The sequence below is a fragment of the Phaeobacter italicus genome, from assembly GCF_019801785.1.
GTDB lineage: Bacteria > Pseudomonadota > Alphaproteobacteria > Rhodobacterales > Rhodobacteraceae > Phaeobacter > Phaeobacter italicus.
The window spans coordinates 281,495-304,790 of the sequence record NZ_JAHVIJ010000004.1; the positions used below are offsets into that span (position 1 = coordinate 281,495).

The 23,296-nt window shown below is 59.1% G+C and carries 27 protein-coding genes; 5 read left to right on the plus strand and 22 right to left on the minus strand.

Annotated features, from left to right (window positions below; all coding sequences use genetic code 11):
• Positions 1-136 precede the first annotated feature (136 nt).
• Entirely contained in the window at positions 137-1,012 is an 876-nt protein-coding gene (locus KUV39_RS11620) for a 3-hydroxybutyryl-CoA dehydrogenase (RefSeq protein WP_046211549.1), read from the plus strand.
• Between the two features lie 59 nt (positions 1,013-1,071).
• Here KUV39_RS11620 and KUV39_RS11625 read toward each other — a convergent pair whose 3' ends face one another.
• Genes KUV39_RS11625 through KUV39_RS11655 form a run of 7 tightly spaced genes read right to left on the minus strand, consistent with a single transcriptional unit; the run spans position 1,072 to position 6,437 of the window.
• Positions 1,072-1,962, minus strand: a complete 891-nt coding sequence (locus KUV39_RS11625; RefSeq protein WP_037302650.1) for a lysophospholipid acyltransferase family protein — start codon at positions 1,960-1,962, stop codon at positions 1,072-1,074.
• A gap of 34 nt (positions 1,963-1,996) precedes the next feature.
• Positions 1,997-2,266, minus strand: a complete 270-nt coding sequence (locus KUV39_RS11630; RefSeq protein ID WP_046211550.1) for an HPr family phosphocarrier protein — start codon at positions 2,264-2,266, stop codon at positions 1,997-1,999.
• Positions 2,267-2,674 carry a PTS sugar transporter subunit IIA gene (locus KUV39_RS11635; protein WP_046211551.1) on the minus strand — a complete coding sequence of 136 codons (408 nt, stop codon included), beginning with the start codon at positions 2,672-2,674 and terminating at the stop codon, positions 2,267-2,269.
• Between the two features lie 9 nt (positions 2,675-2,683).
• Complete coding sequence (gene rapZ, locus KUV39_RS11640; RefSeq protein WP_008561026.1) at positions 2,684-3,565, minus strand: RNase adapter RapZ; 882 nt, start codon at positions 3,563-3,565, stop codon at positions 2,684-2,686.
• Positions 3,546-3,989, minus strand: a complete 444-nt coding sequence (locus tag KUV39_RS11645) for an HPr kinase/phosphorylase (protein WP_222459825.1) — start codon at positions 3,987-3,989, stop codon at positions 3,546-3,548. The genes rapZ and KUV39_RS11645 overlap by 20 nt, the downstream gene beginning before the upstream one ends.
• A gap of 3 nt (positions 3,990-3,992) precedes the next feature.
• Positions 3,993-5,702: a sensor histidine kinase gene (locus KUV39_RS11650; protein WP_222459826.1), complete on the minus strand. Its 1,710-nt coding sequence runs from the start codon at positions 5,700-5,702 to the stop codon at positions 3,993-3,995.
• 33 nt (positions 5,703-5,735) lie between these two features.
• Positions 5,736-6,437 (minus strand): response regulator transcription factor, encoded by a 702-nt coding sequence (locus KUV39_RS11655; protein WP_008561074.1) that lies wholly within the window; start codon positions 6,435-6,437, stop codon positions 5,736-5,738.
• A 348-nt stretch (positions 6,438-6,785) separates the two neighbouring features.
• On the opposite strand from KUV39_RS11655, the gene KUV39_RS11660 reads away from it, so the two are divergent.
• Positions 6,786-8,384: a phosphoenolpyruvate carboxykinase gene (locus tag KUV39_RS11660; protein ID WP_008559850.1), complete on the plus strand. Its 1,599-nt coding sequence runs from the start codon at positions 6,786-6,788 to the stop codon at positions 8,382-8,384.
• 67 nt (positions 8,385-8,451) lie between these two features.
• Here the strand turns inward: KUV39_RS11660 and KUV39_RS11665 are convergent, their stop codons facing one another.
• Both KUV39_RS11665 and KUV39_RS11670 read right to left on the minus strand, forming a co-directional pair.
• Complete coding sequence (locus KUV39_RS11665) at positions 8,452-9,351, minus strand: cation diffusion facilitator family transporter (RefSeq protein WP_222459827.1); 900 nt, start codon at positions 9,349-9,351, stop codon at positions 8,452-8,454.
• A 62-nt stretch (positions 9,352-9,413) separates the two neighbouring features.
• A complete protein-coding gene (locus KUV39_RS11670) occupies positions 9,414-10,202 on the minus strand; it encodes a sulfite exporter TauE/SafE family protein (protein WP_222459828.1) in 789 nt (262 codons plus the stop codon).
• A 146-nt stretch (positions 10,203-10,348) separates the two neighbouring features.
• Between KUV39_RS11670 and KUV39_RS11675 the strand changes: the two genes are divergently transcribed.
• Together KUV39_RS11675 and KUV39_RS11680 are read left to right on the plus strand one after the other, a co-directional pair.
• On the plus strand, positions 10,349-12,034 hold the full coding sequence (locus KUV39_RS11675) for an acyl-CoA dehydrogenase family protein (RefSeq protein ID WP_222459829.1): 1,686 nt from the start codon (positions 10,349-10,351) through the stop codon (positions 12,032-12,034).
• A 113-nt stretch (positions 12,035-12,147) separates the two neighbouring features.
• Positions 12,148-12,552 carry an META domain-containing protein gene (locus tag KUV39_RS11680; protein WP_222459830.1) on the plus strand — a complete coding sequence of 135 codons (405 nt, stop codon included), beginning with the start codon at positions 12,148-12,150 and terminating at the stop codon, positions 12,550-12,552.
• Here the strand turns inward: KUV39_RS11680 and recO are convergent.
• The 8 genes from recO to KUV39_RS11720 form a co-directional block, all read right to left on the minus strand.
• The gene (gene recO / locus KUV39_RS11685) at positions 12,536-13,261 is read right to left on the minus strand and encodes a DNA repair protein RecO (RefSeq protein WP_222459831.1); all 726 of its coding nucleotides are present in this window, start codon (positions 13,259-13,261) and stop codon (positions 12,536-12,538) included. The two genes, KUV39_RS11680 and recO, sit on opposite strands and share 17 nt — an antisense overlap.
• Positions 13,262-13,263: 2 nt before the next feature.
• Entirely contained in the window at positions 13,264-13,593 is a 330-nt protein-coding gene (locus KUV39_RS11690) for a DUF1491 family protein (protein ID WP_222459832.1), read from the minus strand.
• Between the two features lie 6 nt (positions 13,594-13,599).
• Complete coding sequence (gene era / locus KUV39_RS11695) at positions 13,600-14,505, minus strand: GTPase Era (RefSeq protein WP_222459833.1); 906 nt, start codon at positions 14,503-14,505, stop codon at positions 13,600-13,602.
• Positions 14,502-15,188 (minus strand): ribonuclease III, encoded by a 687-nt coding sequence (rnc, locus tag KUV39_RS11700; RefSeq protein ID WP_037302647.1) that lies wholly within the window; start codon positions 15,186-15,188, stop codon positions 14,502-14,504. The genes era and rnc overlap by 4 nt, the downstream gene beginning before the upstream one ends.
• On the minus strand, positions 15,185-16,021 hold the full coding sequence (lepB, locus tag KUV39_RS11705; RefSeq protein ID WP_222459834.1) for a signal peptidase I: 837 nt from the start codon (positions 16,019-16,021) through the stop codon (positions 15,185-15,187). Before lepB ends, rnc begins: the two co-directional genes overlap by 4 nt.
• A gap of 63 nt (positions 16,022-16,084) precedes the next feature.
• A complete protein-coding gene (gene acpS, locus KUV39_RS11710) occupies positions 16,085-16,516 on the minus strand; it encodes a holo-ACP synthase (RefSeq protein WP_222459835.1) in 432 nt (143 codons plus the stop codon).
• 26 nt (positions 16,517-16,542) lie between these two features.
• Entirely contained in the window at positions 16,543-17,028 is a 486-nt protein-coding gene (locus tag KUV39_RS11715; RefSeq protein WP_222459836.1) for a hypothetical protein, read from the minus strand.
• A gap of 2 nt (positions 17,029-17,030) precedes the next feature.
• Positions 17,031-17,588: a MarR family winged helix-turn-helix transcriptional regulator gene (locus tag KUV39_RS11720; RefSeq protein ID WP_046211557.1), complete on the minus strand. Its 558-nt coding sequence runs from the start codon at positions 17,586-17,588 to the stop codon at positions 17,031-17,033.
• A 90-nt stretch (positions 17,589-17,678) separates the two neighbouring features.
• On the opposite strand from KUV39_RS11720, the gene KUV39_RS11725 reads away from it, so the two are divergent.
• Positions 17,679-18,416: a hypothetical protein gene (locus KUV39_RS11725; RefSeq protein WP_222459837.1), complete on the plus strand. Its 738-nt coding sequence runs from the start codon at positions 17,679-17,681 to the stop codon at positions 18,414-18,416.
• Between the two features lie 78 nt (positions 18,417-18,494).
• Here KUV39_RS11725 and KUV39_RS11730 read toward each other — a convergent pair whose 3' ends face one another.
• The 5 genes from KUV39_RS11730 to folK all read right to left on the minus strand — a co-directional run bounded on the left by KUV39_RS11730 (position 18,495) and on the right by folK (position 23,233).
• Entirely contained in the window at positions 18,495-19,256 is a 762-nt protein-coding gene (locus KUV39_RS11730; protein WP_046211559.1) for a pyridoxine 5'-phosphate synthase, read from the minus strand.
• Between the two features lie 90 nt (positions 19,257-19,346).
• Positions 19,347-20,012 carry a DUF2062 domain-containing protein gene (locus tag KUV39_RS11735; RefSeq protein WP_209034805.1) on the minus strand — a complete coding sequence of 222 codons (666 nt, stop codon included), beginning with the start codon at positions 20,010-20,012 and terminating at the stop codon, positions 19,347-19,349.
• 31 nt (positions 20,013-20,043) lie between these two features.
• A complete protein-coding gene (locus KUV39_RS11740; RefSeq protein WP_008559021.1) occupies positions 20,044-22,176 on the minus strand; it encodes a RelA/SpoT family protein in 2,133 nt (710 codons plus the stop codon).
• Positions 22,177-22,217: 41 nt separating this feature from the next.
• Entirely contained in the window at positions 22,218-22,571 is a 354-nt protein-coding gene (gene rpoZ, locus KUV39_RS11745) for a DNA-directed RNA polymerase subunit omega (protein ID WP_008558720.1), read from the minus strand.
• A gap of 92 nt (positions 22,572-22,663) precedes the next feature.
• Positions 22,664-23,233: a 2-amino-4-hydroxy-6-hydroxymethyldihydropteridine diphosphokinase gene (gene folK / locus KUV39_RS11750; RefSeq protein WP_222459838.1), complete on the minus strand. Its 570-nt coding sequence runs from the start codon at positions 23,231-23,233 to the stop codon at positions 22,664-22,666.
• Positions 23,234-23,296: the final 63 nt, after the last annotated feature.

Below are 23,296 nucleotides of genomic sequence, written 5' to 3' on the forward strand. Positions count from 1 at the left end.
ACCCGAGTCTCAGTTAGCCCGCGACCTGTTGACGAATTGCTAATGCTCAACTTTGAGTAAAAACTCCCCCAATCGGCCTTGTGCCGTCTATCGGCGGGCCAGTATGATCCGCCGGAAACTCCAAGAGGCATGAGCGATGGACATCCAGAAAATCGGCGTTATCGGTGCGGGCCAGATGGGCAACGGCATCGCACATGTCATGGCCTTGGCAGGCTATGACGTTGTTTTGAATGATATTAGTCAGCAGGCTCTGGACGCGGCGCTAAGCGCGATCCAAAAGAACCTGACCCGCCAGGCCAGCAAGGGCAAGATCGATCAGGCCGAGGTCGACGCAGCACTCGCGCGCATTTCGACCACGCTGACGCTGGCGGATGTCGGCAAGACAGACCTGGTGATCGAAGCGGCAACAGAGCGGGAAACCGTGAAGCAGGCGATCTTTGAAGATCTTCAGCCACATCTTCTCCCGCATACGATTCTGACGTCGAACACCTCGTCGATCTCGATCACCCGGCTGGCCAGCCGCACGGACCGTCCCGAACGGTTCATGGGCTTTCACTTCATGAACCCTGTGCCTGTCATGCAGCTGGTCGAACTGATCCGCGGCATTGCCACGGACGAGGCCACATTTTCTGCATGTCATGCCGTGGTCGAGAAACTGGGCAAGACCGCTGCCAGCGCCGAAGATTTCCCTGCCTTTATTGTGAACCGGATTCTGATGCCGATGATCAATGAGGCGGTTTATACCCTTTATGAAGGGGTCGGCAGCGTTAAGTCGATTGATGAGTCGATGAAGCTGGGCGCCAATCACCCTATGGGCCCTCTGGAGCTCGCAGATTTCATCGGGCTGGACACATGTCTTGCGATTATGAACGTGCTGCATGACGGGTTGGCGGATACCAAGTATCGCCCATGCCCACTGCTGACGAAATACGTCGAAGCAGGCTGGCTGGGCCGGAAAACACAGCGCGGTTTCTACGACTACCGTGGGGAAGTTCCCGTCCCGACCCGCTGAATGGTCCAAACGAAAAACGGCGCCCAGGGGGCGCCGTTTCTATTCCGGGGTTTGACCAATCAGGCCGATTTACCGAGGTTCAGCGTATGTTCGCGAAGCCAGGCCATGAAACCACGTGGGTCACTGTGCAGCTGCTCCATCTGCTCATCTGTCAGCGGTTCACCAACCACAGGTGCCTGCGGTTTGTTGCACGAACGGACAATCTCATGCAGGAGAAGCCCCTGTCGCAAAATGGGCGAGATCCGGTTGGCGATCTGATACCAGCGAGAGTTGCTGCCTGGGAAATAGATCGGCACCACACGCGCACCGGAGCGACGGATCAGCTGAGCGGTGAAGACATTCCATTCACGTTCCACCGCCGGACCAAACCAGCTGTCGGATGACATCACAACACCCGAGGGGAACAATGCGACAACGCCGCCCTCTTTGAGGTAGGCCATCGCTTTGCCGCGCATCTCGACCATTTTGCGCTGTGCGTCAGGATCATGAGGAAAGGGCACCGGAATCATGAAAGAGGTCGCTGCCTCGTCCAGACCGGTCAGAACGGAACGTGTCAGGATCCGGTAATCCTGCCGCACTCTGCCGATCAGATCCGCAAAGATCATGCCATCAACCATGCCGTGCGGATGGTTTGCCACAACGACAACCGGCCCCTCGGTCGGGATGCGAGCGATCTGCTCTTGCGGCGTGACGAGATCGATACCCATCACGTTCAACGCGCCGCGCCAGAATTTCTGGCCACGATACTCTGCATTGTTGCGCTCGAACTTACGCACCATCCGCAGGATCTTCAGCTTGCCGGTGCACCATTCAATCGCCCGGATGGCCAGCGAGGTCCAGCGATCATCAAAGGAGTTGGCATAGGTCAGCGTGCGGCGATCATAAATCTCGCCGGTCTCTGCAGCCTCTGGCTTGCCACCAGTATCCTGTTCATGCGCCGTTTCCACCAAGGGCTCAGTCCTGTGTCGTCTCGTTCCTGCCGGTTCAGTATCCTTCACCGAACTTGTCGGCGACCAATGCGTCAAGAGCTGAAGCCAGCGCCTCTGCATCCGGTCCCGAAGTCGTGACGTCAATAGTCGTTCCCTTGGAGGCTGCCAACATCAAAAGCCCCATGATGCTGTCGCCCGATGCCGACAATCCATCGCGCGAGACCTCTGCCGTGGCATCAAAGCCTTCGACCACTTCGACCAATTTCGCCGATGCCCGCGCGTGCAGGCCTTTTTCGTTGATGATTTTCAGAGTTTTCTGAACCATTTAATGCGCTTGCTCCCCTTCGGGGTTGATATTTTGGGCGTTGATGTACTTGCGTCCTGCTTCCATCGCGTGACGCACCGCCTCTGCCACAGGCAGATGGCGGGATTTCGCCAGCTTGATCAGCATGGGCAGGTTCGCCCCGTACAGGATACGCCGGTTTGCAGGGGTGCAGGCCATAAGGCTGAGATTGGACGGAGATCCGCCAAACAGATCAGTCACCACAACGACGCCATCGCCGCTGTCGACGGTGTCTGCGGCACGGCAGATTTCACGCTGTTTTGCGTCCCGGTCGTCTTCGGGCCCGATGGCGATCGCCTCAAGACAGACCTGAGGGCCAACCACGTGCTCTACAGCGGCCAGGTATTCCTTGGCCAAACCACCATGTGCAACGATAACGATTCCGATCAAGCCGGTCCCTCACTTCTGCCGCTGGCCATGCAGCTCGCGGTGTCTAATTGACACCTGCTGCCCGTCTTCTGCAAGATCACTGGCAAGTCTTTCTGCCAATGTGACCGACCTGTGCTGTCCTCCGGTGCACCCAAATGCAATGGAGAGATGCGATTTACCCTCTTCGCGATAGGCAGGCAACAGCAACCGGACCAAATCCAGCACGCGGTCATAAAATGGCTGAAACCGGGCATCCTGTCCGACATAGTCCTGCACCGCCCGGTCACGTCCATTAAGACTGCGTAGGTCTGCGTCCCAGTAGGGATTGGCCAGGAACCGGCAATCAAACACCATGTCGATGCTGCGCGGCACCCCGCGCTTGTAGGAAAAACTCTGGACCGACACGGCCAGGGCCCGCCCGCCAGGGGCGAATTGCCGTTCGATTTCTGCCTTCAGCTGATGAACATTCATCTCGGAAGTATCCAGCAGGAAATCCGCCCGGTCACGGATCGGGGCCATCAGATCCAGCTCCCGCGTCACCCCAATTTCCGGGTCTTCCGCAGGGGACATCGGGTGGCGCCGCCGGGTCTCTGAATAGCGCCGCAACAAAACATCCGGGTCTGCATCCAGATACAACACATTGAGCGCGAGGTTCTTCTGCCCCGAAAGCCGGTCGATGACATCCAGAAGTGCCGCGGGAGAAAAATCTCTGTTGCGGCTATCAAGGCCAAGCGCCATTGGGCGGCTCAGGCTGTTTGCCTCAACAAGATCAGGCAACAACCGAAGCGGCAGATTATCAATCGCTTCGAACCCGAGATCCTCCAGCACGTTGATCGCTGTTGTCCTGCCCGCACCCGATGGGCCCGTCACCAGAACAACCGGAATTTCGCTATCAGATCCGGGCATCTGCATCATGTGCTCCGTTCTTCAAGGCCAGCAGCAGCGCCGGGGCAAACTGTGGGCCATCCACCCGTCGAAACCGTCGTATTTCACACCCTAGAAACATAGTGCTCAGGTGGTGGGGCAAACGATCTGTTTCAAGCGCGTCCATATCCACCACAGCCGCAACGCGGCTATGCGCCACGGTATCGGCCTGCAACAACCCTATGCCGCGCGCCTCGATCAATGGCGGCAGCGTCGCGGGCCGTCGCGCCACCAGCGAGCCACTCTCGACGTTGAGGCAGACCTGGTCGTCCGCAATCAAACGCGCACCAAGCGCGATGAGTGAAAGCGCAAGCGTCGATTTTCCGCTGCCGGACGCCCCGGTAATCAAGAGACCGCGCCCTGCCACATCCACACAGCTGGCATGAATCTGGCAGGTCGTTTCATCTGTCATGGATCAGATCGGCAGGCCGACCACGAAACGGGCGCCCAGAGGTTCAGAGGTGATATCTGCCTCAGTCGGGCGAATGTTCTCAGCCCAGATGACACCGCCATGGGCCTCAACGATCTGCTTGGAGATCGCCAGACCAAGGCCGGAGTTATTGCCAAAATGCTCTACCGGGCGCTGGGAATAAAACCGCTTGAAAACCTTGCTCAGGGCCTGTTCGGGGATGCCGGGGCCAGTGTCTTCCACCACGACGAGCACCCGATTATCACGTCGACGTGCCCAGACCCGAATTGCATCGCCTTCTTCGCAGAAGGAAATTGCGTTGGTGATGAGGTTCACAAAGACCTGAGCAAGCCGGGCCTCAAGGCCCTGGATATCGATCGGCGTCTTGGGCAGGTCAGTGATATAGTCGATGCCTTTGCCGCGCGCATCCTCGCCCAGAAACTGATTGAGGTTGCCGAGCATGTTCAGCAGGTCAAAGGTTTCTTCTTCTTCCTTGACCAGCTCTGCATCCAGGCGCGAGGCATTGGAGATGTCACTGACCAAACGGTCCAGTCGGCGAACGTCATGCTCGATCACGTCGAGCAGCTTGTCACGCTGATCCTCTCGCTTGACCATGCGCAACGTACCCACCGCCGATTGCAGGCTAGCCAGCGGGTTCTTGATTTCATGTGCCACATCCGCAGCGAATTGCTCGTTGCTATCGATCCGGTTGTAAAGCGCCTTTACCATGCCACGCAGCGCGCGGCTCAGGCGACCGATCTCATCCGGTCGCGCGGTCAGGTCAGGAATACGAATGCGGCCCGGCTTGGATTTGCGGGCATCGCCGTCACGTCCCAATTCGGCTGCCGCGGCGAGATCGGCCAATGGATTTGCGATGGTAGAGGCCAAAACCAGGCTAAGACCGATGGACACCAGCAGGGCCACGACGAACATCTGCAGAACCTGTTCCTGTTCACTACGAACAAGCGCATCGATTTCGCCGGTCGGCGATGCAAGGGTGACAACGCCAATTGCCTCTCCCTGAAACAGGATCGGTGTTGCCGCCGAAAAAACGGTCCCGCCTGAGGTATCCACAACAGCCTGCACTTCGGTGCCGCCGGATAATGCCCGCTGCACCATATTGCGCAGCTGGTCCTCAAGAGAGGTGCTGACACCGCCCTGATCAGGTTTGACAAAACCACCAACAGCCGACCAGACCGCGGACAGGGCATCACTGATAATCGTAGGCGCCTGCCCCTTTTCGCCCAAAAGATCCAGCGCACCACCGGTTTCGACGCCCTTGGTCTGTGCGATCAACGTTCCGGCCGTGTCGAACACGAACACCTCGACACCCGAGCGCAGGCTGATGTTCTGCAGGGTTGTTACCGGATCAATCCCGTCCCCAACCGCGAGGCTAACGGTGCCAATTTCAGGCAACTGAGCCTCAAAGACATCGGAAATCAGCATCGCCTCGGCGGCAAGTGCCCCGGCGCGTTGCAAGACGAGGCTTTGCCGGGAAGAGTTCAGATAGAGGATGCCTGAGACCAGAATGATGAGGGCAATCAGGTTCAGGGTGATGATCTTGCGGGTCAGGGGCGAGCCTCGCAGAGAGAAAACCCCGCGGCGCGCGCGCTTGTTCTGCAACTCGGGCGTGACGGCTTGATCCGGCGCGACCCAATCTTCGCCCAGAACCACATCATTGTCCCGCTGAGAGCGGCCTATACCCGCATCGCGCATCGGCGTTATTCCCTGCCCATCCGGGCTGTCGGCTTACTCTTCATTGTAACGGTATCCGATACCATAAAGCGTCTCAATCGCGGCGAACTCAGGATCGGCGCTGCGCATTTTCTTGCGCAGGCGCTTGATGTGGCTGTCGATGGTGCGGTCATCCACATAGACCTGATCGTCATAGGCCACATCCATCAGCTGATCGCGGCTTTTGACGAAACCGGGGCGTTGCGCCAGTGCCTGCAGCAGCAGGAATTCGGTTACGGTCAGGGACACATCCTGCCCCTTCCAGCTGACCGAATGGCGCAAGGGATCCATCCGCAGATTGCCCCGCTCCATGACCTTGCTTTCCGTGGTCGTTGCGACCGCATCCCCGCTGATCGCTTCCTGGCGCCGCAGGAGCGCGCGAATACGCTCAACCAGCAGGCGCTGAGAGAATGGTTTCTTGACGTAATCATCCGCGCCCATGCGCAGGCCAAGAACCTCGTCGATTTCATCATCCTTGGAGGTCAGGAAGATCACCGGCATCTGTGTTTTCTGGCGCAGACGTTGCAGCAGATCCATGCCATCCATGCGCGGCATCTTGATGTCGAGAACGGCCATATCGGGCAGCTTTTTGTTGAAAGCGTCCAGCGCGGCCTGTCCGTCGTTGTAGGTTTCCACCTCGAACCCTTCAGCCTCAAGCGTCATGGAGACCGAGGTCAGGATATTCCGATCATCATCAACTAATGCAATCTTTGACATCTGATTGGTCCCTTAACTGCTCATTTTTTGCGTCTTTTAGACGTTCATCGCCCGTCTGCAGCGGCGAATCAATGCCAATCAAAGATTCCCGACACAGTTTCGCCTCAATTGAGACAAAAATACCTTAGCAGGCGCTGAACGATCCGACATCTTGCCCGACAAATTGTCGTCAAAAAGAATGGTTGCGCTAAACATCGACGTGATGGCGCTAACTGCGGCAAAGGCTCCTGTTCAGCCAGCAAAACGTCATGTTAAGACCACCCTCATCGGCTGGTTGAGCCGACGAATGCCCCAGGGCGCGGCTTTATTGTTTGCGGCCTTCAATGGTCGACACGGGAGAAGAAACAAATGGCATCTGGACGGGTAAACCCGAATTTCCGCCTCGAAGATCAAGGTATCGAAGGTCTGGGTAACGTCTATTATAACCTCATGGAGCCCGCCCTGATTGAGGCGGCCCTGAAGCGCGACGAGGGCACCCTTGGAAATGGCGGCGCATTCCTGGTGACAACCGGGAAATTCACCGGCCGGTCCCCCAAGGACAAACATGTCGTGAAAACCGCCAGTGTTGCTGACACCATCTGGTGGGAAAACAACGCCGAGATGAGCCCCGAGGGCTTTGACGCACTTTATGACGACATGCTGGCCCATATGCAGGGCAAAGAGTATTTCGTTCAGGATCTCGTCGGTGGCGCGGATCCCGCACATGCAATCAACGTACGGATGGTGACCGAACTGGCCTGGCACGGTCTGTTCATTCGCACCATGCTGCGTCGTCCGGACCGCGAGGATCTGAACGACTTCATTGCAGATTTCACCGTTATCAACTGCCCCAGCTTCCAGGCCAACCCCGAGCGCCACAACTGCCGCAGCGAAACCGTGATCGCGATGAACTTCGATCGCAAGATGATCCTGATCGGCGGCACGGAATATGCTGGTGAGAACAAGAAATCCGTCTTCTCGCTGTTGAACTACCTGCTGCCGGAAAAAGGCATCATGCCGATGCACTGCTCCGCCAACCATGCCAAGGGCAACCCGGTCGACACCGCCGTGTTCTTTGGCCTGTCCGGCACCGGCAAGACCACCCTGTCCGCAGATCCGGATCGCGTGCTGATTGGTGATGATGAACACGGCTGGGCCGACAACGGCACCTTCAACTTTGAAGGCGGCTGCTACGCCAAGACCATCAACCTGAATGCCGAGGCAGAGCCGGAAATCTACGCCACCACCTCCAAGTTCGGCACCGTGATTGAAAACATGGTGTTCGATCCAGAGACCAAAGAGCTGGATTTCAACGACGACAGCCTGACCGCAAACATGCGCTGCGCCTACCCGCTGCATTATATCTCCAATGCTTCGGAAAGCGCGCGCGGCGGCCATCCCAAGAACATCATCATGCTGACATGTGATGCCTTTGGCGTGCTGCCTCCGATCGCACGGCTGACCCCGGCGCAGGCGATGTATCACTTCCTGTCCGGCTTCACCTCCAAGGTGGCAGGCACCGAGCGTGGCGTGACCGAGCCTGAGCCCACCTTCTCCACCTGCTTTGGTGCGCCCTTCATGCCGCGCCGCCCGGAAGTGTACGGCAACCTGCTGCGCGAAAAAATCGCGGAACATGGCGCAACCTGCTGGCTGGTCAACACCGGCTGGACCGGTGGTGCATATGGCATCGGCTCGCGTATGCCGATCCGCGCGACCCGCGCGCTGCTGACTGCGGCACTGGATGGTTCGCTTGCAGAGGCCGAATTCCGCAAGGATGGCAACTTTGGCTTTGATGTTCCCGTGACAGTACCGGGCGTTGCCGAGGTCCTGCTGGATCCGCGCCGCACCTGGGACGATCAGGCGGCCTATGACACGCAGGCTGCAAAGCTGGTACAGATGTTCTCGGACAACTTTGAACAGTACCTGCCGTACATCGATGATGACGTGAAGGCTGCTGCAATCAGCTAAGCCTTGCACACTGCGAAACAAAAAGCCCCGGTCAACACCGGGGCTTTTTTGCTGTCAGGGGTTTGCGTTACTGCCCGGGTCGGATGCCGCTGTCTTCCAGTTTGTGTTCTGGTTCCACGTGGATCGTGACCTCGGCCGTTGGCAGCGCGGCGCGAATGGCTTCTTCTATTCGGTCACAGATCGCATGCGATGCCCGCACTGTCATGTCGCCTGCCACAACCATGTGGAATTCCACAAACACGGCCTGCCCTGCCCGCCTGGTCTTCAACCCGTGCACCTGCAATGCGCCCTGCGCGGTCTTGTGGATGATTTCGGCAATTTCTGCACGTTCATGGGGCGGTGCGGCCTGATCCATCAACCCGCCGACCGAACTGGCCACCACACGGTAGCCCTCGCGCAGAATATTGACCGCGACAAGCAACGCCAGCAGCGGATCGAGCCAAGGCCAGCCAGTCGCCAGCGCAAGGCCGAGCCCGCACAAAACCCCGGCAGAGGTCCAGACATCGCTCATCAGGTGGCGGCCTCCGGCAGACAATGCAGGCGACGCCAACGCCCCGCCCCGCGCGATCAGAACCTGCGCCCACAGCAGGTTGACCACCATCGCACCCGCATTGACCAGCAATCCAACCGGACTCCAGACCAGCGGTGCAGGGGCGCGCAGCGCCTCAATCGCCTCATGCAGGATAAGCAGGGCAGCAACGATGATCATGATCCCCTCAAGAACCGCCGAAAAATATTCGGCCTTGTGGTGCCCAAAGGGGTGTCCGGCATCAGCGGGACGGTTGGCATACCGCACTGCAAACCAGGCCATGATCGCGCCACCGATATTGACCAGTGACTCCATCGCGTCGGAAAACAGCGCAATCGATCCGGTCATCCACCAGGCCAGCGCCTTTAGTGCCAGCACCAGCAGCGCAATGGCGATCGACGCGCTGGCAATGGTTTCGGCTGTCAGCCTCTGCAGCATGGCAGTCTCCGGTTGCTTTCAGGGCTCGTGGCACCCGACGGCAGGCGCTGGGGGCAGATGTCTCACATCATCAGGCCGCGTCGCAACAGGTTAGCGCCAGCAAGCAGCAAGACAACCAGTGTGGCCCGTCGGAACGTCGCCTGGTTGATGCGGTCCTGCAGTTTTCCACCAAACCACATGCCAAGGATCGCCGGGGGGATCAGGGCAAATGAAAACGGAGCCGTTTCCGCCCGCATCACGCCAGAGCCCAAATGTGCGACCATTAGCGCCACAGCCCCCAAGCCATAGATGACCCCTTGGACCCGCATCTGTTCACGCTTTTCCGTTCCGAGAGCCGTGAGATAGGCCACGGTCGGCGGCCCCCAGATACCAGAAAACCCACCAATGAACCCGGCCACAGCGGCCACTGTGGCCTCTACCCTTGGCGTCGCACGGGAAATGGGGATCGCAATGCCAAACAGCTGCAGCACAGCAAAGAGCGTTACAGGTGCGCCAATCAGGATCAGCATGACATCTGCGGGCAAAATCCGCACCAATTGCGCGCTGACAAGAAGGAACGCGAGGCCAACCAGCAAGAAGATCCGGAAGCGGTAAATCGACTGCCAGGCCGCTTGCGCCCCCTGCCGGAGCGCCTGCATCCCATTGGTCACAAGCGTCGGCAGGATCAGCCCAGCCAGCGCGATATCCGGGGGCAAAAACAGACTGAGCCCCGACACCAGGATCATTGGCATCGCAAAGCCCACCATCCCCTTCACCGTGCCGGCCAGCGCCGCAATCGCAAAGGCGACAAGCAGGTTAAGCACGGTCAGGTCCGCCGGCAGGAAAAGCGCAACAAGTGAATTATCAGACATGATCAGAGCCTTAGCACAAATGAACCCTGCTGCGCGCGCAAAATCACCACGTAACTTTTGATCCAAATATATCATCGCAGGGTATTTTTGTTGCGCTGCAACTGCAAAATGATTTACCACTGACCCAGCTGAAAAGGATGTGATTCATGCCCCACGACGGACAGGACCCGCAAATGCAACAGACGCTGATACCTGATGTGCTGTCGCTGACAGCTGCCGCATTGGAGCCGGTGGACCAATTGCTCGATGCCGCCCGAACCGAGGTGCGCGCGCAAGTGAGCGAAGACGGACGCGTTTCCGGGAAACTGGTCGAGGCACACCAGACAGCGGCCCACGGGCTCGCTTGGCTGGCAACCTATGCCTATAGCCTGCGGCAGATGCACCGTTGGGCCAGCGACCTCCAGGCAAACGGCAAGTTTGGCGAAATGGAACAGCTGCTGCTGCAGATCGGCTTTGGTGAATACCTCTGGCAGATCTACGGAGGCATTCAGATGAACCAGGGCGAGATCCTGCGTCTGCAGGATCTGGGGTTGTCGCAGGACAGCCAGCGCGTCCTGATGGTGCCTGCGGTGATGACACTCTGCGACAACGGCAATACACAGGCCGCACGTCTGCGGCTGGTGGAACTGATGCAGGAGCAGGCCGGATCGGTGATGTTTGGCGCATCAGGGCTGGACGAAGAGCTGGAAATGATCCGCGACCAGTTCCGCCGCTATGCCGTCGAAAAGGTCGAGCCGAACGCCCATGACTGGCATCTGAAAGACGAGCTCATTCCGATGGAAATCATCGAAGAGCTGGCCGAAATGGGTGTCTTTGGCCTGACCATCCCCGAAGAATACGGCGGTTTTGGTCTCTCCAAGGCCTCGATGTGCGTCGTCTCAGAAGAACTGTCGCGGGGCTATATCGGTGTGGGCAGTCTCGGCACCCGGTCCGAAATTGCAGCCGAGCTGATCATCGCAGGCGGCACAGAAGAGCAAAAAGCCAATTGGCTGCCCAAGATTGCCAGCGCCGAGATCCTGCCGACGGCAGTCTTCACCGAGCCGAACACGGGTTCTGACCTCGGCTCTTTGCGCACCCGCGCGGTCAAGGACGAAAACGGAGACTACAAAATCACCGGTAACAAGACCTGGATCACCCATGCGGCCCGCACCCACGTGATGACCCTTTTGGCGCGCACCGATCCTGAAACCACCGATCACCGCGGCTTGTCCATGTTTCTGGCGGAAAAGACACCGGGCACCGACGAGAACCCGTTCCCGACCGAGGGTATGACCGGTGGCGAGATCGAGGTGTTGGGCTACCGCGGCATGAAGGAATATGAGCTGGGCTTTGACGGGTTTCACGTGAAGCGTGAAAACCTGCTTGGTGGTGAAGAGGGCAAGGGCTTCAAACAGCTGATGGAGACCTTTGAGTCCGCACGCATTCAAACCGCTGCGCGCGCCATCGGTGTGGCGCAATCCGCGCTTGATATTGCGATGCAGTATGCGCAGGACCGCAAACAGTTTGGCAAGCCGCTGATCGCCTTTCCACGCGTGGCCTCCAAATTGGCGATGATGGCAGTCGAAATCATGATCGCGCGCCAGCTGACCTATTTCTCGGCCTGGGAAAAGGACAATGGCCACCGCTGCGATCTTGAGGCTGGCATGGCCAAGCTGCTGGGCGCGCGCGTGGCTTGGGCGGCGGCGGACAACGGTCTGCAGATCCACGGCGGCAACGGATTTGCACTGGAATACAAGATCAGCCGCGTGCTCTGTGATGCGCGGATCCTCAACATTTTCGAGGGCGCTGCAGAAATCCAGGCGCAAGTGATCGCAAGACGGCTTCTTGCCTGACCATTTCGGCCTTTCTTCCCTTGGGCCCTCCTCTGGCCTGGCACATAGTGTGCCGGGCCTTTTTCATGCAGGCTTTGGTTGACCTTTGCCCCCCGGTGCGAGAGCGTGCCGCCATGAAAACCAAGACCTTTTCCATCTTTTCCATCACCGCCTTTCTTGGGTTGAGCGGATGTTTCGGCGACGAAACCCTGCGCGCCTATGGCGGCCTTGGCAGCCAGTGGCACCTGCAGGAACTGGACGGCGCAGCCGTATCAGACGCGACCACGATCACCTTCGGACGTGGCAATGATGTGTCCGGAGCCCTGCCCTGCAATCGCTTCACTGCACGGCTCAGCTCGCCTTATCCCTGGTTCGAACTGGAACAGCTCGCCACAACGCGTCGGGTTTGTCCTGCCTTGGCAGAAGAAATCACGATCCTCGACGCGCTACAGGCCATGCAGATTGTCGAAATCAAGGGCCGCATCATGATCCTGTCAAACGAAGACGGCCGTGAAATGCTGTTCACTTCTGCCGAGTAAGCACATCCAGAAAGCGGCCCCGCGCGTCAGGCAGGGGGGTATTCCCAAGAGATGGCGCCAGACGGTGTTCGAGAAAGAAACCGGTGGTCGACAGGCCCTGCAGAATTTCGGCTGTGCCAGCCTCGCCCTCTCCTCGCATGACGGCGGGCAGGGGCAGCAGGCGGTCCGCCCATTCCCCGGCACTGGCGCGCGACACAGCACGCCCGCTCTTTGGCGAGATGTAGATCAGCTCATCAAGAGCGCCACTTACCGCGCAGCAAAACAGGTCCAACCCAAAACCCAGCTCTTCCAGCAAGGCCATTTCCCATTGCAGATACGCGAGCGGCCAGATGTCATCCTGCCCCAGCAAGTCGAGCAATCGTTCGCTGCGCAGGTATAGATCAGGGTGCGGTTCACGGTCCGGCAGGCAAAAAGCCAACAAACCGGTGACCGCGTTGAGCCCTGCAAGCGCGAGACGCCCTGACAAGGCCGCCCCCGCCCGGCTGCGCATCAATTCCGCCTGATAGCTCCCGAGGTGATCCTCAAGCCGGGCACGCCACAGCAGATCCAACTGCGCGCCCGGTTGCAGGATGGGTGCCATCTTGCGGCTGGCCCCACCGCGAATGACACCGGCGTGGCGACCATGTTCTGCCGTGAACATGTCGACGATGGCCGAGCCCTCTCCGTGGCGGCGCATTCTGAGCAGAATTCCCTGATCGCGCCATTCCATGACTATTCCAGTCCCGGCTCATCAAGCAGGTGGCGTCCCTGTCGGTCTTCGACCTCGACCACCCATAGATCAGGATCAAAGCTGCGCTGTTTGCCGATCGCGGCATCGACAGTCTGTTCGTCGCCATCGGCCAATGTGACCCAGCTGCGCGCACCGGTCATCAGGTCATAGGACCGATGCAACGCTTTGGCCTGGCCATCCAGCGTGTTCAACTTCACCAGAACGGCACCGGCTGTGTCATCGCCATGGGCCGTCACAAATGCAGGTATATCCGACAGGCGCAGCCGCGTCAGATAGGCCTGCACCCAAAAGCTGGCCGTCAGCCGCGCCATCGCCGGTCAGTTCCCGTCCTTGAAATCAAGGCCCATCTCAGAATAGCGCTCCGCCTCTTCCAGCCAGTTCGGGCGAACCTTGACCTGCAGGAACAAGTGCACCTTGCGATCAAGGAACTCTTCCAGTTCGGCACGGGCGGCCTGGCTGACGGCCTTGATGGTTTCGCCGCGTTTGCCCAGCACAATACCCTTGTGACCATCGCGCATCACATAGATCACCTGGTCAATCTTGGCAGACCCATCCTTGCGCTCTTCCCAGTGCTCTGTCTCAACAGTCAGCTGATAGGGCAGCTCTTGATGGAGCCGCAGCGTGAGCTTTTCTCTCGTCATTTCCGCAGCGATCATGCGCATTGGCAGATCCGCGATCTGGTCTTCAGGATAAAGCCACGGGCCTTCGGGCAACTCCTGAGCGAGCCACTGGCGCAACGCTTCGACACCGTGACCGCGTTCAGCCGAAATCATGAAGGTCTCGGAGAAGTCGTAGCGTTCGTTGAGATCCTTGGTCAGCCCCAACAGAACCTCAGACTGCACGCGGTCAATCTTGTTGATGGCCAGCGCGATGCGGCGGCCTTCGCCGATGTCCTGCAGCCCCTCAAGGATACGCTCTACCCCTTCGGTGATCCCACGATGGGCTTCGACCATGAGAACCACGACATCTGCATCAGCCGCGCCCCCCCAGGCGGCCGCGACCATCGCGCGGTCCAGTCGGCGGCGCGGGCGGAAAAGACCAGGCGTGTCGACAAACACGATCTGGCTGTCGCCTTCCATTGCCACGCCGCGAATACGGGCACGGGTTGTCTGCACCTTGTGTGTCACGATGGACACCTTGGCTCCGACCATACGATTGAGAAGGGTGGATTTGCCCGCGTTGGGCTCTCCGATCAGGGCAACAAAGCCTGCGCGTGTCGTCATTTGTCCTGCTCCAGTCGAGCCAAGAGAGATTTTGCTGCGGCCTGTTCGGCCTGCCGCTTGGATCCGGCAGTTGCGCGGCCCTCGGTGCCGTCCTGCAACTGTACGGAGATGGTGAATTCGGGCTGGTGATCCGGCCCCTTGCGTTCGACAAGAACATAGGTCGGAGGCTGTTCGCCCCGCGCCTGGGCAAATTCCTGCAACGTGGTTTTCGCATCGCGTGCATCTGCTTCGACACGACCAATGCGATCCCCCCAAAGCCGCAGGATCAATTCCTGTGCGGCGTCAAAACCGCCGTCTTTATAGACTGCGGCGATCACCGCTTCCATTGCGTCACCCAACAGCGCCATTTTGCGGCGCCCCCCCGAGAGGGTTTCCGAGCGGCCGAGTTTGAGCACGCTGCCCACATCGATCTGACGCGCCACATCCGCACAGGTTTCCTTGCGCACTAGCGCGTTGAAACGCGGTGCGAGCTGGCCTTCGCTGGCATCCTTGTCGGTTTCCAAGAGCGCTGTCGCCATCACAAGGCCAAGCACCCGGTCACCCAAAAATTCCAGACGCTGGTTGTCCTTTCGGTTCGGAGACGACACCGATGCATGCGTCAAAGCCCGCACAAGAAGTGCGGGCTCCGTGAACTGGTAGCCAATCCGCGCCTCGAAGGCGTGCATATCCCTAGAGAGTTTCACTCGATCCCCTTGAAGAAACGATCCCCACGCCATGTCCAGAAGAACAGCATGGAGCGGCCCGCAGAGGAGAACATGATCCGATCTGCGCGACCAATGAGGTTTTCAAACGGGACAAAGCCAACCCCACCCGCCGATTGCGGCAAACGGCTGTCAGAGGAGTTGTCGCGGTTGTCCCCCATAAAGAAGTAGTGCCCATCCGGCACCTGATAGACGCCAGTGTGATCCATCCCCTGGTTGCCGATGTTCAGCACAACATGCTGGCTGCCGCCGGGCAGGGTTTCGATCTGACGGGATTTCTTACATACGGCACCTTCACCCACAGGAGCGTTTTCACACAGCGGGTATGACCCGGCCGGACCTTGCGGTGCCATGATCTCTTCGAAATCGCCAGCGTCCTGCAGCGCAACGGCGGCGCCGTTGATGTGCAGAACACCATTCTTGACCTGGATCTTGTCGCCCGGCATGCCCACCAGACGCTTGATAAAGTCGTTCTGGTTCACCGGATGCCGGAAGACCACCACATCACCGCGCTCAGGTTCGCTTGCCAGAATGCGGCTGTTGTCGCCATCCAGGAAACCGCAGATATCACTGCTGTCGATATCAACACCCAGACCTGGAAACTTCAGGCTGGGGCAGGACGCCGAGGAATAGCCGTAGGCCATCTTGTTCACGAAAAGGAAATCACCAATCAGCAGCGTTTCCTTCATAGAGCCAGAGGGAATCCAGAAGGGCTGAAAAAACAGCGTGCGGAAGATGCCCGCAATCAGCAGCGCATAGACAATCGTCTTTACGGTCTCAAGGATCGAACTTCCGACTGTAGCTTTGGCCGTCATCAGGCTCTCCGGTCTAACTGTGAACAAGGGTCCGGGGCTTCATGCGGGGCGGACCGGGGTAAGTCAAGCATCGCCCAGCGTCGCGAACGCCTGAATGGCAATGGGCCGCGCTTCTATCACCACAAAGGCCTGCGCCCAAGGGTGATCGTCCGTTAGCGTGACGTGAATGATGGCTTCGTGCCCTTCCGGGGTCATCTGTCGCAAGCGATCAGCCGCCCATCCGGTGACCTGCATCACGGGCTGTCCGCTGCGCAGGTTCGACACTGCCATGTCCTTCCAGGCGATTCCCATGCGCAGCCCCGTCCCCAACGCCTTGGAACAGGCCTCCTTGGCGGCCCAGCGTTTGGCATATGTCCCCGCCACATCCATGCGCCTTTCGGCCTTTGCCTGCTCTACATCGGTGAACACCCGGTTGCGAAACCGATCACCGAAACGATCCAGTGTGCGTTGGATCCGGTCGATATTTGCAAGGTCAGTACCAATGCCAAGGATCATGCGTCGCCTCTGAGTTCACGGCCTGCTCATGGATCAACCAGCCGGGCCTCGATCGTGCCCTGCCCCTGATTGATCAACACCATCAAAAACGCCAGTCCGGCGCCGTCACCCTGCCAGACATTGACAGCTGCACCGACAAGAAGCCCGTGCGCCGGATCGTATGTAGCCTCGGCCCCCTGCAGATCGATCCCGCGAAACCCCTCACCGCCCGGCATGGAGAATACTGTGCAGATCTGTCCCGGCATGTCCGGGTCCGGCATCGCTACCATCAGATGAGAGGAACAGCAGGCAGGCTCTTCCGTATCCAGCCAGATGAACCGCACATTCCCATTGGCGTAGAGACGGATGCCGTCTTCAACGGGAAACCAGATGTTTTGCGCCCCAGAGACCGCGCTCTGATGGCAGGGCACCGATGCAGGCTGAACCGACTGCGCAAGAACCGCGCCCGGCCAGAGCAATGCCGCCAGAACAGGTCTGCACCAGCGGGTAAAGCGGCTCGGACGAAATGGCATGATCACGTTTCCTTTGTGGTGCAATCGCCCGGCTCATGCTCTTGGCAGATCTGTGTTGTTTCTTCGTTTCGCAGAGGCACATCCATCAGCGCACAATGGGCGCCCGCCTCCGAGTTGCGGTGGAACCGACAACTGCGGCACAAACCAAAACTGCGCCCACCACGCGCCGCGATCATTCCCATGACCAGTTGACGCAGCGTGTTGCGAACGTCTTCGAGCAGGTGATCCGGCAGATCCACCCCTCCTCCTGCGTCAAGGGTTCGGGCGAGCGCCTCACCTTCAGCGGTCAGATCATAGCGCCGCGACCGACGGTCGGTGCCGGCTGGCCCTTCTTCAGCAAGCCCCTTGGCCGCCAGCGACTTTAGCGTCTGCGAAACCGTTCCACGCGTTGCGGACAGATACTCAGCCACGGCAGAGGGCGTGCGGGAAAACCGATTGGCCCGCGCCAGATAGTCCAAGGCAGAGGCCTGGGCCGGGTTCAGGCCAACAGAACGGCGACCCGTGCCATGCAGGCGCGAGAGCCGATCAAGAAGGCTGGCGATGTCATGGGCAGCGGTCATGCAAGCTTGATAGCGAGTCAAAATCATCATTGCAATAATTTCGACTCGATACTACCGATATGGTATCGAGTCGAAATTAAGGAGATCGAGATGAGACCCTCAATCATTGCAGCCATCCTTGCAGCCGCAGCTGTCGGCACAATCGCGCAGGCTGATGGCAACCACGGCGAAGCGCACGCCGTTCTACCCTCTGACGCAATGGACGGCATTCCAGCCGACACCGACATCCGCATGGTGCATGTTCACCGGCGCGGTGCGCAGGTTACGTTTTCAATGGAAACCGGTGCTACAGCCGGGACCACGATCCCCGCTGAAACCGGGGCGTTGGCGGGGGCTGGCGTACAGGCCTATGTCTGGCCGCTCTCGCTCGATCCCTCGGCAGTGGGATTTGAAACCGGTAGCGGCACACTGGCACTTGTGGCCACGGCGCACCCCGACTTTGACGACACGCCCCTATTTGACGAAAACGGTGACGGTGATCTGGGCAATGATGGGGCGGGCTGGCACAGCCATTGGGTGGTCCTGTCGCCAAACGATGGCTGCGGAGAAGGGATGCTGTCGGTAAAAGACATTCCCGAAGGCGCAACGCCTGAGCTGCCTGCCACCTGGCCGGGGCTTCCGCTCTATATCGACAGCCCCGGCTTTTCGCCGGTCCTGAATGGTAAGGAGGTCAGCCTGACTGTGCCGCTTCGGCCTGAGCCTCTGGCCTTTGACGGGGTGACAGCTGGACTGAAGGTCAATGCCAACATCCACGCGCCATTGCTGTGCGTAACGGATGTCTTTGACATTGCATCGGGCGACCTAAGCCTTCCCGGCAAACTGGACTGACACGACACGGGCGTTCATGAGATCCAAGTCCGGGGCCTGCCCACGTGGCGGCCCCGGATCAGTTTTGACTGCGGTTGATCAACCGCGGGCGTCGTCCATCAGGCGGCGCATCTCGGCAATTGCCGGGGTCAGCCCCCTGAAAATGGCCTCGCCAATCAGGAAATGACCGATGTTCAGCTCGCGCACCTCGGGGAAGGCAGCAATCGGCTGGACCGTTTCATAGGTCAGACCGTGACCTGCATGCACCTCCAACCCCAGGGAATGGGCAAAGCTGGACATCTCACGAAGGGCCGCCAGTTCTGCGTCGCGCTTGGCGAAGTCACCTTCGGCATGGGCATCGCAATAGGCCCCGGTGTGCAGTTCGATCACCTCCGCCCCAATCCGATGAGCCGCCTCGATCTGGCGCTGATCGGCTGCGATGAAAATCGACACCCGGCACCCCGCATCACGCAGGGGCGCAATGAAATGAGCCAGCTTGTTTTCGTCCCGCGCCACTTCCAGCCCGCCTTCGGTGGTACGCTCTTCGCGTTTTTCGGGCACGATACAAACCGCGTGCGGCTTGTGGCGCAGGGCGATTTTCTGCATTTCCTCGGTTGCCGCCATCTCAAAATTGAGCGGGACATTCAACGCCTCCATCAGGGCGTCGATATCGGTGTCGGTGATGTGGCGGCGGTCTTCTCGCAAATGGGCAGTGATGCCATCAGCTCCGGCCTCTTCCGCCAGTTTTGCAGCCCTCACCGGATCGGGCGTCTGGCCACCGCGTGCATTGCGCACGGTAGCTACGTGATCGATGTTCACACCCAGCCGCAGCGTGGTGTCCTGCAGGGAAGTCTGTGCCATTGGATTGCAAGCCCTCAATCAGAATTAGATGCTGAGACACTAGGCGCCCCGGTGGCAAGAGCAACCCCGGATCACCGAATAATCGGCCAATCAGGCAGAGCCTGCCCCGTCAGTGTCGTTTGCCGCATCCAGCGCGGCGCGTTTCTTGATGATCTCGAATTTGGCTTTGATCTTGGCGCGGCGCCGCTGTTGATAGGCGCGGATCAGAGGCACCGACAGAACGTAGCAAACTGTGGCGCAGATGATGCCGGGAATCACACCCCCTACGAGATAGGGATAGAAAACCTCGTGGTAGAATAGGGTCAGCCCCTGCCAATCCGCCGGGCGATCAAAAACCAGCGCAACCAGATTGTCGAACAGATCCTCACCGGCGGCAAGAAACTTGCCCACTAGGGATTTATCGACATCGGAATCAAATTCCGTTCCCAGGATCCAGTGACCGGTCTGCAAAGAGGCCACACCAATAGGCACATAGGTCAGCGGGTTGCCAAAGAATGTTCCACTGAGCGCTGCGAGGATGTTGCCGTTCATCAACCGGGCGATGATCGCGGCCACGACAAAGTGCATCCCATAGAACGGGGTAAAGGTCGTAAACACGCCAGCCCAGACCCCACGCGCAATACGTTCTGGCGAATCCGGCAGGCGACGCACACGATGTTTGACGTAATGAAACGCCCGCCCCCAGCCACCACGCGGCCAGAGGAAATCCGCAACCGCACGCAGCGGCGGACGTCTATCACGGCGCCTGAATACCAAAGGTTCGCGTCCTTCCAATCGCTCTGAACGGCTACCCTAGTTTGGGGCGGCTTTCGGGCACGTCACGGAAACGCGCCACGGCAGCTACATCGCTCTCGGCTTCCAACATCAACATCAGCGAATGCAGCTGTTCCACATCCCGCAACTCGACATTGATCATGAGCCGGTAAAAGTCTGGTTTCCGATCCACAAATTCAAGGTCCGAGATATTGGCCTTTTTCTCGCCGATCAATGTGCAAATGCGTCCCAGCACACCTGCGTCATTGCCGATGGTCAGTTCAAGCGTCACCCCATAAACGGCTGGGTGTGTCCCACTGTGCCAGTGCAGATCGACCCAGCGTTCGGGCTGATCTTCGACTTCGCTCAATGCGTTACAGTCCGCTGTATGAACGACCACACCGCGGCCCCGATAGGTGATGCCGATGATCCGCTCTCCCGGCAGCGGCTGACAGCACTGGGCACGTTCAAAGCTCTGTCCTGGCTCCAGACCAATCACAGCGCGACGCGGAGAGACCTCTTCGCTGTCATCAGCAGTCAGTTCTGGATATACGGCCTGCACGACGTCATGGGCGGTCAGAACCGCGGCCCCAAGCCGCGCCAACAGCTCATCAACCGAACTCACACGCAACGCACGCGCCGCTGTCTCCAGCGCCTTATCAGTGGCCTTGCGGCCGACATGCTCGAACGCGGAGCGCGCCAACTCGTGGCCCAGCTTGACGAACCGCGCCCGGTCCGCCTCACGCAGGGCACGGCGGATGGCCGTCCGCGCCTTACCGGTGGTTGCGATATCCAGCCAGCTCACCTGCGGGGTTTGCCCTTCTGCGATGATGATATCGACAGACTGACCATTGCGCAGCCGCGTCCATAGCGGCACGCGAATCCCGTCAACCTTGGCCCCGACACAGGCGTGGCCAATGCGGGTATGGATGGCATAGGCGTAGTCGATCGGGGTCGCGCCTTTGGGCAGCTTGATAACGTCCCCCTTGGGGGTGAAGCAGAAAACCTGGTCCGAATACATCTCCAGCTTGACCGCTTCGAGGAACTCGTCGTGATCCTCCTCTGCGTCAAACTGTTCGGACAGCGAGGCAATCCACTTGGCCGGATCAACCGCAAACGGGTTTTCAGAACGGATCCCGTCGCGATAGGACCAATGGGCTGCCACACCGGTTTCCGCAACATCATGCATCTGGCGGGTTCTGATCTGCACCTCAACCCGTTTGCCGTCGCGGCCGGAAACGGTTGTGTGGATGGACCGATAACCGTTGGATTTCGGCTGGCTGATGTAGTCTTTGAACCGCCCCGGCACCGCCCGCCAACGTTGGTGGATCGCACCTAGCGCACGGTAGCAATCTTCTTCGCTGGCCGTGATGATCCGGAAGCCATAGATGTCGGACAGCCGCGAGAAGCCCTGATCCTTTTCCTGCATCTTGCGCCAGATGGAATAAGGTTTCTTGGCTCTGCCAAACACCTCGGCCTCGATGCCGGCCTTCTCCAACTCGGTCCGCATGTCCCCGGTGATGCGATGGATGACATCTCCAGTCTCACGTTGCAGGGTCACAAACCGGCGGATAATTGATTGGCGGCCTTCCGGGTTCAGGACGCGGAACGCCAGATCTTCCAGCTCTTCGCGCATCCACTGCATGCCCATGCGACCGGCGAGCGGCGCGTATATGTCCATCGTCTCACGGGCCTTTTGGGCCTGTTTGTCAGGACGCATCGCCTTGATCGTGCGCATATTGTGGAGACGGTCAGCGAGCTTGACCAAAATAACCCGCAGGTCTTTGGACATGGCCATGAACAACTTGCGAAAGTTCTCGGCCTGCTTGGTTTCGCGACTGCTTAGCTGGAGGTTGGTCAGCTTGGTGACACCATCAACCAACATCGCCACCTCGCCGCCAAAGCGGGACGCGATTTCGTCATAGGACGCTTTTGTGTCTTCGATGGTGTCGTGAAGAAGAGCGGTGATGATGGTTGCATCATCCAAGCGCTGTTCTGTCAGGATGGCGGCCACAGCGACGGGATGGGTGAAGTAAGGTTCGCCAGAATGGCGAAACTGGCCTTCATGCATCTGTTCACCGAAGTCATAGGCATCGGCGATCCTGTCCGCATTGGTCTTTGGATTGTAGTTGCGGACCAGAGCAATCAGGTCTTCTGGTGATATCATTTCCGGTCCGCAGCCTTCATTCAGTTATGTCGAGCGTTATCTCAGCCCTGGCCCTGGGCCTCCATGAGCGCGCGCAGCAGTTTCTCTTCCGACATATCGTCTGCTGCCGGCTTGTCGTTGTCAGCACCCATCAGGAGAGCCATGGAATCTTCTTCCGGCTCGTCAACTTCGATCTGGGACTGGTTGCTCTCGATCAGGCGCTCGCGCAGGGAGTCGGCGCTCTGAGTTTCTTCGGCGATTTCGCGCAGGGACACGACAGGGTTCTTGTCGTTGTCACGATCAACGGTCAGCGCAGCGCCAGCCGAGATCTCGCGTGCACGGTGCGCGGCGAGCATTACCAGCTCAAACCGGTTGGGAACCTTGTCTACGCAGTCTTCAACCGTCACACGGGCCATGGGCGACTCTCCAAATCAAAATGGGTCCAGAAGGGAGACTTCTAAAACCAAAGCTTTCTCTTGACAAGCGCCGAATAGGACGCATTGCCGGTTCAAATCGGAGAAATCTCGGACAAATCCGTTTTTGGCAGCGCATCGCGCATCTGACGAACGGTCCGGTCAAGAATCGGATGGCGCCAATCGGGGGCGATATCCGCAAGTGGAACCAGCACAAAGCCACGGTCCTGCATCCTTGGATGTGGCAGGAGCATCTGCCCCGGTGCATCCCGCATCTGCTGCTCCAGCGGCAGATCCTTCCACCGCTCAAAGGTCGCTTGATCCGGGTGGATCAGGTTCCCATAAGCCAGCAGATCGAGATCAAGGGTGCGCATCCCCCAACGCTGGGTCCGGCGACGGGCATAATCCGCCTCGATCTCGTGCAGGCGTTCCAACAGGGTCCGCGGGTCCAGATCCGTCTCCACCGCGATGGCGGCATTTACATAGTCAGGACCGGCCCCCGCGGGGAAGCAAGGCGTCTGATAAAACCGCGACACGGCCAAAAGCCGCGTGCGTGATTCGCACAACTGCGCAATCGCACCTATAAGAGAGTGCACCACCGACTGTTCGCCAATAGGCAGGTTCCCCCCCAAGGCAACCAGTGCTTTTGACCGAATTTCGGTCATTTTTCACCCCGTTTCTTAATCCCGGTCCACTTGCGGCAAATGTCAAATAACCTACATTAAGTC

Excerpts from the sequence above, each read along its gene's own strand:
- KUV39_RS11620 (WP_046211549.1), top strand. The coding sequence starts at position 137 with ATGGACATCCAGAAAATCGGCGTTATCGGTGCGGGCCAGATGGGCAAC.
- KUV39_RS11630 (WP_046211550.1), bottom strand. The coding sequence starts at position 2,266 with ATGGTTCAGAAAACTCTGAAAATCATCAACGAAAAAGGCCTGCACGCG.
- rapZ (WP_008561026.1), bottom strand. The coding sequence starts at position 3,565 with ATGCAGATGCCCGGATCTGATAGCGAAATTCCGGTTGTTCTGGTGACG.
- KUV39_RS11645 (WP_222459825.1), bottom strand. The coding sequence starts at position 3,989 with ATGACAGATGAAACGACCTGCCAGATTCATGCCAGCTGTGTGGATGTG.
- KUV39_RS11650 (WP_222459826.1), bottom strand. The coding sequence starts at position 5,702 with ATGCGCGATGCGGGTATAGGCCGCTCTCAGCGGGACAATGATGTGGTT.
- KUV39_RS11655 (WP_008561074.1), bottom strand. The coding sequence starts at position 6,437 with ATGTCAAAGATTGCATTAGTTGATGATGATCGGAATATCCTGACCTCG.
- KUV39_RS11660 (WP_008559850.1), top strand. The coding sequence starts at position 6,786 with ATGGCATCTGGACGGGTAAACCCGAATTTCCGCCTCGAAGATCAAGGT.
- KUV39_RS11665 (WP_222459827.1), bottom strand. The coding sequence starts at position 9,351 with ATGCTGCAGAGGCTGACAGCCGAAACCATTGCCAGCGCGTCGATCGCC.
- KUV39_RS11670 (WP_222459828.1), bottom strand. The coding sequence starts at position 10,202 with ATGTCTGATAATTCACTTGTTGCGCTTTTCCTGCCGGCGGACCTGACC.
- KUV39_RS11675 (WP_222459829.1), top strand. The coding sequence starts at position 10,349 with ATGCCCCACGACGGACAGGACCCGCAAATGCAACAGACGCTGATACCT.
- KUV39_RS11680 (WP_222459830.1), top strand. The coding sequence starts at position 12,148 with ATGAAAACCAAGACCTTTTCCATCTTTTCCATCACCGCCTTTCTTGGG.
- recO (WP_222459831.1), bottom strand. The coding sequence starts at position 13,261 with ATGGAATGGCGCGATCAGGGAATTCTGCTCAGAATGCGCCGCCACGGA.
- KUV39_RS11690 (WP_222459832.1), bottom strand. The coding sequence starts at position 13,593 with ATGGCGCGGCTGACGGCCAGCTTTTGGGTGCAGGCCTATCTGACGCGG.
- era (WP_222459833.1), bottom strand. The coding sequence starts at position 14,505 with ATGACGACACGCGCAGGCTTTGTTGCCCTGATCGGAGAGCCCAACGCG.
- lepB (WP_222459834.1), bottom strand. The coding sequence starts at position 16,021 with ATGACGGCCAAAGCTACAGTCGGAAGTTCGATCCTTGAGACCGTAAAG.
- acpS (WP_222459835.1), bottom strand. The coding sequence starts at position 16,516 with ATGATCCTTGGCATTGGTACTGACCTTGCAAATATCGACCGGATCCAA.
- KUV39_RS11715 (WP_222459836.1), bottom strand. The coding sequence starts at position 17,028 with ATGCCATTTCGTCCGAGCCGCTTTACCCGCTGGTGCAGACCTGTTCTG.
- KUV39_RS11720 (WP_046211557.1), bottom strand. The coding sequence starts at position 17,588 with ATGACCGCTGCCCATGACATCGCCAGCCTTCTTGATCGGCTCTCGCGC.
- KUV39_RS11725 (WP_222459837.1), top strand. The coding sequence starts at position 17,679 with ATGAGACCCTCAATCATTGCAGCCATCCTTGCAGCCGCAGCTGTCGGC.
- KUV39_RS11730 (WP_046211559.1), bottom strand. The coding sequence starts at position 19,256 with ATGGCACAGACTTCCCTGCAGGACACCACGCTGCGGCTGGGTGTGAAC.
- KUV39_RS11740 (WP_008559021.1), bottom strand. The coding sequence starts at position 22,176 with ATGATATCACCAGAAGACCTGATTGCTCTGGTCCGCAACTACAATCCA.
- rpoZ (WP_008558720.1), bottom strand. The coding sequence starts at position 22,571 with ATGGCCCGTGTGACGGTTGAAGACTGCGTAGACAAGGTTCCCAACCGG.
- folK (WP_222459838.1), bottom strand. The coding sequence starts at position 23,233 with ATGACCGAAATTCGGTCAAAAGCACTGGTTGCCTTGGGGGGGAACCTG.